We start from the raw sequence: 9,485 nt of genomic DNA, 5'->3' as shown, positions 1-9,485 counted from the left end.
CCTGGCGGCCGCGGGCATCCTGCCCCGCCAGGAGGTCACGATCACCCCCGAGGCCGGGTCGTACACGGTTTCCGCGCCGGACGCCGAGACCGTCCTGGACCTGCCCGACGACGTCGCGCGCCACCTCTTCGTCACCGCCCCCTGACCACCACCCACCCCAGCACACCCCCACCGCCCCGCACCCCCTCCCCGGGGCACGGGGCGTCGTGGATTCCGGCCGCATGAGGCGAGGGCGCCGCCGTGCCCGAGGCAACGGTCTTGTGCCGGTTCGTCCCGTCGTCCCGGGGGGCTCCGGGGCGTCGTGATGGGAACGTGACATTCACCCCAGGGTCGTGTACGTTCGGTTCTGCTTCACGGAAGACTCATTCGTCGAAGCCCTCGCGCGGAACGCCTAACCCTGTCACCGCGAGAGGAACACCACGACCCGCTGACAGGGACGGGGGACCCAAATTCGGGTACCGGCAACGGTGCCCTTGGGGTGAAGCCAGAAGGACCTCGGTCCGGACGGCCGGGTGATTCTCCCACCCGAACCCGACAGCTGACCTCGCAGGCGTCCAGGAGAGGTATCCAGTGAACGCAGTGACGAACGGCGCACGCCATCGTGCAGCACGGCGCCCGCTTTCCACCCTTGCTTCGGCGGCGACGGCTTCCTCCGTCGGCCGCCGCACCGCTGTCGTCGCTGCCTCGTCGGGACTCATCGTCTCGATGCTGGGCGGTACGGCTGCCAACGCAGCGCCGGTCGAGCAGGACTCGACCAAGCTCAACACGGTCGACCTGAACGCGCTCACGGCCCAGGCCCGCGCTGCGCTCGAGTCCGCCCCGGCCGTCACGGTCGCCGCCGAGGCCGGCTTCGCGATCGAGAGCGCGGCCGTCGCCGTGACCCCGGCGCCGGAGCCCGTCGTCGAGCGCGTCGTCCAGACGCGCGCCACGCAGACCCCGTCGCGCTCCAACGAGCGCACCTCCGTCGCCGCCACCACGGCGACCACCGAGACGGCTGCGGCCGTCCAGGTCCCCGCCTCGGCAGCCGGCTCGTCGATCGTCTCGATCGCCAGCCGCTACGTGGGCGTCCCCTACGTCTACGGCGGCACGTCGCCCGACGGCTTCGACTGCTCGGGCTTCACCCAGTACGTCTTCGCCCAGGCCGGCATCAGCCTGCCCCGCACCTCGAGCGGCCAGGGCAGCGTCGGCACCAAGGTCTCGCGCGCTGAGGCCCAGCCCGGCGACCTGATCTGGACCCCCGGTCACATCTCGATCTACGCCGGTGACGGCATGCAGATCGACGCGCCGCGCCCCGGCAAGACGATCCAGATCCGTCAGATCTGGCAGTCGAACCCGACGTTCATCCGCGTCGCCTGAGACCACCCTGGACGAGCGGAGAACCTGCCGCCACCCAGCTGAGAACCCCGTCCTTCCGCTTCGTGCGGGAGGGCGGGGTTTCTTGCGTCAGCCGTGCCTCGCGGCGTGCGCGTGCCGGTGTGACTTTGCCAGTTCTTTCGATAGGTTTGTCTCAGGATGGACGTTTGCCCTCGGAAGGAGACGGAACCATGACCCGTGCGGAGATCGTGCTCGTCGGAGTCGACGGATCGACCCCCAGCCTGCACGCGCTGGACTGGGCGGCCGCGTACGCCCGCCAGGTCGGTTGGCCACTGCACGTCGTGTGCTCGTACTCGCTCCCCTCCTTCACCGCGGCCTCGCTCGACGGCGGCTACGCGGCGCTGGACGACACCGCGATCCAGGAGGGGGCCAAGGCCGTCCTCGCCGAGGCCACCCAGCGTGCCGAGGCCGCGGGCGTGAGGACGACCGCCGCGATCGCCACGGGCGACGCCGCCGGGGTGCTCGTCGAGCTCTCGAAGGACTACGGCCTGGTCGTGGTCGGCACGAGGGGACGCGGAGGCTTCACGGAGCGTCTCCTGGGCACCGTGTCCTCGGCGCTCCCCGCCCACTCGAGGTGCCCCACGGTCGTGGTGCCGCTCAAGAACGGACCGGGCGACGACGACACGCTTCCTGCCGTCAACCCGCTCAAGCGGATCGTGGTGGGCGTCGACGGGTCGCCGTCGGCAGACATCGCGCTCCGGCACGCGATCAAGCAGGCCCGGGCATGGGGGGCCGAGCTCGTCGCGGTGGCGGGCGTCCCCGTGGGTGCGGGAGCGGGGCTCCTCGCGTGGCTGCCGGCCTCGATCGACCACCAGCAGGTGCTCGACGACATCACCGAGGGACTCAACGTCATCGTGGACAGGCACGAGGCCGAGAACCCCGACGTCACGATCAAGCGCATCGTGCTCGACGGCACCGGTGCTGAGCTGCTCACGGAGTTCTCGACGGCGTCGGACCTCATCGTGGTCGGCTCGCGCGGGCGCGGCGGCTTCACGGGACTTCTCCTGGGGTCGACGAGTCAGGCGGTGCTGCACCACTCGGCGTGCCCGGTGATGGTCGTGACCAAGCGCTGCGAGGACGACTCGGCACCGACGGTGGACGACCAGGCCCGCTGACCGTCGTCGAAGGACCCGTCCGAGCGGGCGTGACCTCGAGGTCGCGCCCGCTCCGGCACGCCGGGGCTCCTAGGTCAGTTGCGCGTCCGGTACAGGTGCATCGTGATCGGGGCGAAGATCGCCGTGAGCACGACCGAGGCCAGGAGCACCCAGCCGATCTGGTCGAACGTCGCCGTGCCGGCCATCAGGGCCCGCACCGCGGTGGCCAGGTGGCTCACGGGGTTGATCTCCGCCCAGGCCTTGAGCCCCGAGGGCATCGTGTCAGGGTTCACGAAGATGTTCGACGCGAACGTCAAGGGCATGAGGACGAGCATCGAGACGCCCATGACGGCGTTGGGCGTCCGCATGACGAGGCCGAGGATCGTGAAGATCCAGCTGATCGCGAACGCGAACACCAGCAGCAGGGCCACGGCCAGCAGGACGCCGACCACACCGCCGTCAGGCCGGAAACCGATCGCCAGCCCCAGCCCGACCGTGATCGCCGAGGCGATCGTGTAGCGGACCGTGTCGCCCAGGAGCGCCCCGACGATCGGGGCGGGGCGCCAGATGGGCAACGAGCGGAATCTGTCGAAGACGCCCTTGGTGATGTCGGTGTTGAGCGTGAAGCCCGTGTAGACCGTGATGATCAGGACGGTCTGGACCAGGATCCCGGGCAGCAGGTACTGCAGGTACGTCTCGGGGTCACCGGCGATCGCGCCGCCGAACAGGTACGTGAACATGAGCGTGAAGATGATCGGCGTGAGCGTGACGTCGAAGAGCTGCTCCGGTACGTGCTTGATCTTGAGCAGCGCCCGCCACGCGAACGTCAGGGTGTTCGCGAGCGGCGAGGGTCGCGTCGGGTGCTGGTCGATCGCGATCGCCGCGCGCAGGACCTGCGCCTCCGGCGTCGTGATCACCTCGGTCTGAGTCGCGGCCATCAGGCCACCTCCCCGTTGCTGGTGCTGTCGTTGCTGTGACGGAGGCCGTCCCGGGGGCTGCCGTCGGCGCCCGGGCCGTTGCCCTCGGCACCCGGGCGATCGTCGTCGTCCTCGTCGACGGGCTGCCCCGTGAGGGCCAGGAACACCTCGTCGAGGCTCGGCTGCCCCAGCGTGAACTCGGGCACCGCGATCCCGGCGTCCGCGAGCGCGGGCAGGAGCTGCGCCGCGAGGTCCGCGCCGTCGTCGGGCACGCGGGCGGAGAACGCGTACGGGTCCTGGGCGAGCGCGACCTCCGCGCCGAGCACCCGCTCGACGATCTCCGCTGCCCGGCCGCGGTCGCCCGACGAGGCCAGGCGCACTGTCACCGAGCCCTCGCCGACCGAGCGCTTGAGCTCGGTCGCGGTGCCCTCCGCGATGACCTTGCCGTGGTCGATCACCGCGATCCGGTCCGCGAGCTGGTCGGCCTCCTCGAGGTACTGGGTCGTGAGCAGGACCGTGGCGCCGTCGGCCACGAGGACGCGGACGATGTCCCACACCTGGTTGCGGCTGCGGGGGTCCAGGCCGGTCGTGGGCTCGTCGAGGAACAGCACGCGCGGGCTCATGACGAGGCTCGCGGCGAGGTCGATGCGGCGGCGCATGCCGCCCGAGTACGTCTTGACGGGCCGGTTCGCCGCCTCGGCGATGCCGAAGGCCTCCATGAGGTCCAGGGCCCGGCGCTTCGCGGCGAGCGTCGTGAAGCCGTACAGGCGCGCGATGACGACGAGGTTCTCCGCGCCCGTGAGGTCCTCGTCGACCGAGGCGTACTGGCCGGTGAGCCCGACGAGCGAGCGGACGGCGTCGGGCTGGGCGAGGACGTCGTGGCCCAGGACGTGGGCCGTGCCCGCGTCGGGACGCAGGAGGGTCGTCAGCATGCGGACGGCCGTGGTCTTGCCCGCGCCGTTGGGGCCCAGGACGCCGTAGACGGTGCCGGTCGGGACGGCGAGGTCGATCCCGTCGACGGCCCGGGTCTCCTTGAAGTGCTTGACGAGGCCGCGGGCCTCGATCGCGAGATCTGGTGCGCTGGTCATGCGTGCTCCCTCGGTGGGTGGTGCACGGGTCTGTCCAGTGTTCGACCGCTCGGGGCGTGGGAACTCATCGGTGCCGTGGGCGGCCGGGCGAGACCTCCATCATGCGACGACGGGCGGCCGCGGACCAGGGGTCCGGGGCCGCCCGTCGGGAGCCATGCGGTGAGGACGTGTCAGACGAGCGTCAGGCCGCAGCCTTCTCAGCCGCTGCGAGCAGCACGCACGTCGCCACGCCGTCGATCGCGACCCGGACCTCGTCGAGCGGGGGCAGGGTCGGGGCGAGGCGGATGTTGGCGTCGTGGGGGTCCTTGCCGTACGGGAAGGTCGCGCCCGCGGGGGTCAGGGCGATCCCCGCCTCCTTGGCGAGCTGGACGACGCGCGCCGCGGTCCCGGGCACGACGTCGAGCGACACGAAGTAGCCGCCGAGCGGCGCGGTCCAGGACGCGCCGGAGCTCGTCCCCAGGCGCTCGCGCAGGATCGTGTCGACGGCCTCGAACTTGGGCGCGATCACGTCCCGGTGCTTGCGCATGTGGGCGCGCACGCCCTCGGCGTCGCCGAAGAACTGGGCGTGGCGGAGCTGGTTGATCTTGTCCGGGCCGATCGACTGGGCCGCGAGGTGCTTCTTGTACCAGGTGATGTTGGCCGGGGAGGCGCCCAGGAACGCGACGCCCGCTCCGGGGAACGTGATCTTGGAGGTCGAGGCGTAGAGCAGCACGCGGTCCGGGTTCCCGGCCTCGGCGGCCAGGGCCAGGGCGGGCGCGGACTCGGTCTCGACGTCCGTGAGGTGGTGCACCGCGTAGGCGTTGTCCCACATGATGCGGAAGTCGGGGGCTGCGGCGGGCATCGAGACGAGGCGCTCGGCGACCTCGCGCGAGACCACGGACCCGTCCGGGTTCGCGTAGGTCGGCACGACCCACATGCCCTTGATGCTCGGGTCGTCCGCGACGAGCGCGGCGACGGCCTCGGCGTCGGGACCGTCGGCCGTCATGGGGACCGTGACCATCTCGATGCCGAACGCCTCGCACAGCGCGAAGTGGCGGTCGTAGCCCGGCACGGGGCACACGAAACGCACCTTCTCCTCGCGCGACCAGGGACGCGGCGAGCCGGGCAGGCCGAACAGCATCGCGAACGCGAGCGTGTCGTGCATGAGCGTGAGGCTCGCGTTGCCGCCCGCGAGGAGCTGGGCGACGGGCACGTCGAGGAGCTCGGCGAAGATCCGGCGGATCTGCGGCAGGCCGTCGAGCCCGCCGTAGTTGCGCACGTCGGTGCCGTCGGCGTCCGTGACCGTTCCTGCGCCCGGCAGTGCCAGGAGGGCGTCGGAGAGGTCGAGCTGCTCGGCGGAGGGCTTGCCGCGCGTCAGGTCGAGCTTCAGGCCGAGGGACTGCAGGTCGGTGTAGGCCTGCTGCCACTCGGCGAGGCGGGTGGAGGTGTCAGAGGCAGGAGTGGTCACCCTCCGGACTCTACCGATCTGCGGCGAGCTGCGTCAGTGCGTCACGCAGAGCGGCCATCCCGAGGTCGAGGTCTGGACGGTCGATCACGAGCGGGGGTGCGAGGCGGATGGTCGAGCCGTGCGTGTCCTTGGCCAGGACGCCCCGCGCGAGCAGTGCTTCGCACAGGTCCCGGCCCGTCCCACGGGCCGGGTCGAGGTCGATCCCCGCCCACAGCCCGACGCCTCGGACACCGGTCAGCAGCCCGTCGTCGACCAGGCTCGCGAGCCGAACGTGCAGGTGCGCCCCCAGGTCGCGGGCGCGCACCTGGTGCTCGCCCGTCTCGAGGAGGCCGACGACCGCGAGGCCCACCGCGCACGCGAGCGGGTTGCCGCCGAACGTCGACCCGTGGGTCCCGGGTGTCAGGACGCCCAGGACGTCGCTGCTGCCGACGACCGCCGACACGGGCACGACGCCCCCGCCGAGAGCCTTGCCGAGCGTCACGAGGTCCGGCTTCACGTCCCAGAGCTCGCACGCGAGCGTGGTCCCGGTCCGGCCGAGCCCGGACTGGATCTCGTCCGCGATCAGCAGGACGCCACGCTCGTCGCACACGCGGCGCAGGGTCGGCCAGTAGTCGTCCGGGGGCACGACGACGCCGGACTCTCCCTGGATCGGCTCCATGAGGACGGCCACGGTGGTCTCGTCGATCGCGTCGGCCACGGCTTGCGCGTCGCCGTAGGGCACGAGGCGGAACCCGGGCGTGAACGGGTCGTAGCCGTCCCGCGCGTCGGGGTCGTCGGAGAACGACACGATCGTCGTGGTGCGCCCGTGGAAGTTCCCGTGCCCGACGACGATGCTCGCCCGCCCGGCCGGCACGCCCTTGACCTCGTAGCCCCACTTGCGGGCGATCTTGATCGCGGTCTCGACGGCCTCGGCGCCGGTGTTCATGGGGACCATCATCGGGGTCGCGCCCGGGCCGCCGCCCTTGACCAGCGGACCGACGAGTCGCGTCAGACGGTCCGCGAACGGGTGCAGCAGGTCGTGGTCGAAAGCACGCGAGGTCAGGGTCACGCGTCCGAGCTGCTCGGTCGCCGCCTCGATCAGCGCGGGGTGGCGGTGCCCGAAGTTCAGCGCCGAGTACCCGGCGAGCAGGTCGAGGTAGCGCCGACCGTCGACGTCGGTGACCCAGGCGCCCTCGCCCGTCGCGATCGTCACGGGCAACGGGTGGTAGTTGTGCGCGAGGTGGTCGGTCGCGCGGGACGAGGCCTCCACGTCGATCGGCTGGACCGTGCTCATGAGCGGATCTCCAGCGTGCAGCACTTGGCGCCGCCGCCGCCGCGCAGGAGCTCGGAGGTGTCCACGGCGATCGTCTCGTAGCCGCGCTCCGAGAGCGCTCCGGCGAAGTGGGTCGCGGCGGGGGTGTGGACCACGTGGAGACCGTCGCTCACGGCGTTGAGCCCGAGCACCAGCGCGTCGGCCTCGGTCGCGTGGTGCGCGTCGGGGAACCGCTCGGCCAGGAGCTCCTGGGACGCGGGCGAGAAGGCCGGCGGGTAGTACGCGAGGTCCACGGTCACGTCGGCTGCGGGGCGGGGCGCACCGGGGCGCGGTGGGTCGGCGGGGTGAGCGGCGCCGTCGGGCTGGGACGTGAGGAACGGCGGCGGCGTACCGCCCGGCGCGACGCGTGGAGCGCCCTCGCTGCCGCGCAGGACGACGAGCGCGGTGTCGAGGTGGTAGAAGCGCGGGTCGACGAGCTCGAGCGTGACGACCTCGCGGTCCCAGAGGCTCGCGGCCTCCTGGTGCGCGCTGCGCTCGGTGCGGAACCCCGTGCCGGCGAGGACGACGTCGCCCGCGACGAGGAGGTCGCCCTCGCCCTCGTTGACGTGGTCGGCCGAGTGGGTCACGTACCCGCGGTCGGCGAACCACTTGAGGTAGGCCGGCCCCTCGGGGGCGCGCTCGGGGTGGCGGAACAGCGCCGAGTAGACGAGGCCGTCGACGACGGTCGCGCCGTTGGCCGCGTAGACCATGTCGGGCAGGCCGGGCTCGGGGTCGATCTGCTCGACGCGGTGCCCGAGGTCGAGGAAGACGTCGCGCAGGCGCTCCCACTGGGAGACGGCGAGCGCGGTGTCGACCGGCAGCGCGCGGTCCATCCACGGGTTGATCTCGTAGCTGACCGTGAAGTACGTGGGGCGGCACATCAGGTAGTGCCGGGGGACCTGCGTGGGTCCCGGGGTGCTGGTCGTCATCTGCGCCTCTGTCTGGTCCGGTGCGGGCGTGGGCCGTGCGACGGTGCGGGGTGTGCGTCGTTGCACGGTGACTGCTGAGCGACTGCCGGTCCCGGGGTGCGAGCGCCGCCGGGCCTTCCCGTCACTGTACGACCTGGACGGTATCTCGCGCGGCCTCCGCGACCTGATCGAGATCCGGGGTTGACTATCGATACGTCAACGATATATCTTTAACTCATCGACGCGGAGAGTGCGGACACACCGCACGGCGTCGAGGACCCGGATGCCAGGCCGAGGGCCCGTCGGAGACATCGACGAGAACCCGCCCGCACCCGCCCCCGAGCCATCGCTCGGCCCGCCCCTGCGGAGGGGCACCCACAGACACACACGGACTCGTCAGGAGACACCCCATGCGTACCCCCCACCAGCACCCAGATGCTTCCCGCCCGCCCCGCGACCGCTCCGGCCGCGCAGGCACCTTCGACCCCTCCGGGGGCCGACCCCGTCGCCGACGCGACGACTTCCCCCAGCCCGAGGGCTTCGGACCCGACGTCGGGGGCGACTTCCCCGGCGGCCCGCGCGGCCGTCGAGGCGGTCGTCCTGACGGCACCGGCCGTCCCGACGGTTCCGCCCGTCCCGACGGGCACCACGACGGTCATCACGACCACCCAGGTCACCACGGCCACGACGAGCGGTTCGACGACCGCTTCGAGGGCCGCGGCCCCCGCGGGCACCGCGGCGGTCCGGGAGGCGGCCCCGGTGGCGGCCCGCGCGGTCGCGGACACCGTGGCCCCGGCGGTCGTGGACCGGGCGGTCGTGCCGGACGCGGCGACATCCGTGCCGCTGTCCTGCTCCTCCTCGCTGAGCAGCCCATGCACGGCTACCAGGTCATCCAGGAGATCGGCGAGCGCACCTCGGGTGCGTGGCGGCCGAGCCCCGGGGCGATCTACCCGGCGCTGAGCCTGCTCGAGGACGAGGGCCTCGTGACCATCACGGCCGAGGGCGGGCGCAAGCTCGCGAGCCTCACCGACGACGGTCGCACCTACGTCACCGAGCACGCCGACGAGCTCGGCACGCCGTGGCAGGATGCCGCCGACGGCGGTGTCCGCCCGGCCCGTCAGCTCCGCGGCGCGCTCCAGCAGGTCGCCGAGGCGCTCCGGCAGGTCGCGCGGTCCGGTTCGGACGAGCAGACGGCCCAGGCCGTGGCGCTCCTCGAGCGCACGCGCCGCGAGCTCTACCTGATCCTCGCGGGCCCGGCCGAGACGCCGGAGCCGCAGGCACCGGCGGCCGAGACGCCGCCGACCCCGGAGTCCCCGACCCCGGAGGCCTGACCCCCACGGTGCCGCGACAGGGGGGGGGGGGGGGG

The 9,485-nt window shown here is 72.4% G+C and carries 8 protein-coding genes and 1 riboswitch; of the genes, 3 read left to right on the top strand and 5 right to left on the bottom strand.

Annotated elements, in window-relative coordinates; genetic code table 11:
- Positions 1–405: 405 nt before the first annotated feature.
- Positions 406–568, top strand: a riboswitch (cyclic di-AMP (ydaO/yuaA leader).
- A gap of 2 nt (positions 569–570) precedes the next feature.
- The gene (locus H9640_RS12780; protein WP_191791076.1) at positions 571–1,356 is read left to right on the top strand and encodes a C40 family peptidase; all 786 of its coding nucleotides are present in this window, start codon (positions 571–573) and stop codon (positions 1,354–1,356) included.
- A gap of 188 nt (positions 1,357–1,544) precedes the next feature.
- A complete protein-coding gene (locus H9640_RS12775) occupies positions 1,545–2,489 on the top strand; it encodes a universal stress protein (protein ID WP_191791075.1) in 945 nt (314 codons plus the stop codon).
- Between the two features lie 74 nt (positions 2,490–2,563).
- On the opposite strand, the gene H9640_RS12770 is transcribed toward H9640_RS12775, so the two are convergent.
- The 5 genes from H9640_RS12770 to H9640_RS12750 form a co-directional block, all read right to left on the bottom strand.
- Positions 2,564–3,406: an ABC transporter permease gene (locus tag H9640_RS12770; RefSeq protein ID WP_191791074.1), complete on the bottom strand. Its 843-nt coding sequence runs from the start codon at positions 3,404–3,406 to the stop codon at positions 2,564–2,566.
- Entirely contained in the window at positions 3,406–4,473 is a 1,068-nt protein-coding gene (locus tag H9640_RS12765) for an ATP-binding cassette domain-containing protein (RefSeq protein WP_191791073.1), read from the bottom strand. Before H9640_RS12765 ends, H9640_RS12770 begins: the two co-directional genes overlap by 1 nt.
- Before the next feature lie 181 nt (positions 4,474–4,654).
- On the bottom strand, positions 4,655–5,920 hold the full coding sequence (locus tag H9640_RS12760; protein WP_191791072.1) for an aminotransferase class I/II-fold pyridoxal phosphate-dependent enzyme: 1,266 nt from the start codon (positions 5,918–5,920) through the stop codon (positions 4,655–4,657).
- A 10-nt stretch (positions 5,921–5,930) separates the two neighbouring features.
- Positions 5,931–7,193: an ornithine--oxo-acid transaminase gene (gene rocD, locus H9640_RS12755; RefSeq protein WP_191791071.1), complete on the bottom strand. Its 1,263-nt coding sequence runs from the start codon at positions 7,191–7,193 to the stop codon at positions 5,931–5,933.
- Entirely contained in the window at positions 7,190–8,140 is a 951-nt protein-coding gene (locus H9640_RS12750) for a dimethylarginine dimethylaminohydrolase family protein (protein ID WP_191791070.1), read from the bottom strand. The genes rocD and H9640_RS12750 overlap by 4 nt, the downstream gene beginning before the upstream one ends.
- Positions 8,141–8,529: 389 nt before the next feature.
- Between H9640_RS12750 and H9640_RS19440 the strand changes: the two genes are divergently transcribed.
- Entirely contained in the window at positions 8,530–9,450 is a 921-nt protein-coding gene (locus tag H9640_RS19440) for a PadR family transcriptional regulator (protein WP_191791069.1), read from the top strand.
- Positions 9,451–9,485 lie beyond the last annotated feature (35 nt).

It is taken from the genome of Oerskovia gallyi (genome assembly GCF_014836745.1).
GTDB lineage: Bacteria > Actinomycetota > Actinomycetes > Actinomycetales > Cellulomonadaceae > Oerskovia > Oerskovia paurometabola.
Note: the sequence above shows the minus strand (reverse complement) of the source record. Positions and strands in the feature narration are given on the sequence as shown.

Excerpts from the sequence above, each read along its gene's own strand:
- H9640_RS12775 (WP_191791075.1), top strand. The coding sequence starts at position 1,545 with ATGACCCGTGCGGAGATCGTGCTCGTCGGAGTCGACGGATCGACCCCC.
- H9640_RS12770 (WP_191791074.1), bottom strand. The coding sequence starts at position 3,406 with ATGGCCGCGACTCAGACCGAGGTGATCACGACGCCGGAGGCGCAGGTC.
- H9640_RS12765 (WP_191791073.1), bottom strand. The coding sequence starts at position 4,473 with ATGACCAGCGCACCAGATCTCGCGATCGAGGCCCGCGGCCTCGTCAAG.
- rocD (WP_191791071.1), bottom strand. The coding sequence starts at position 7,193 with ATGAGCACGGTCCAGCCGATCGACGTGGAGGCCTCGTCCCGCGCGACC.
- H9640_RS12750 (WP_191791070.1), bottom strand. The coding sequence starts at position 8,140 with ATGACGACCAGCACCCCGGGACCCACGCAGGTCCCCCGGCACTACCTG.
- H9640_RS19440 (WP_191791069.1), top strand. The coding sequence starts at position 8,530 with ATGCGTACCCCCCACCAGCACCCAGATGCTTCCCGCCCGCCCCGCGAC.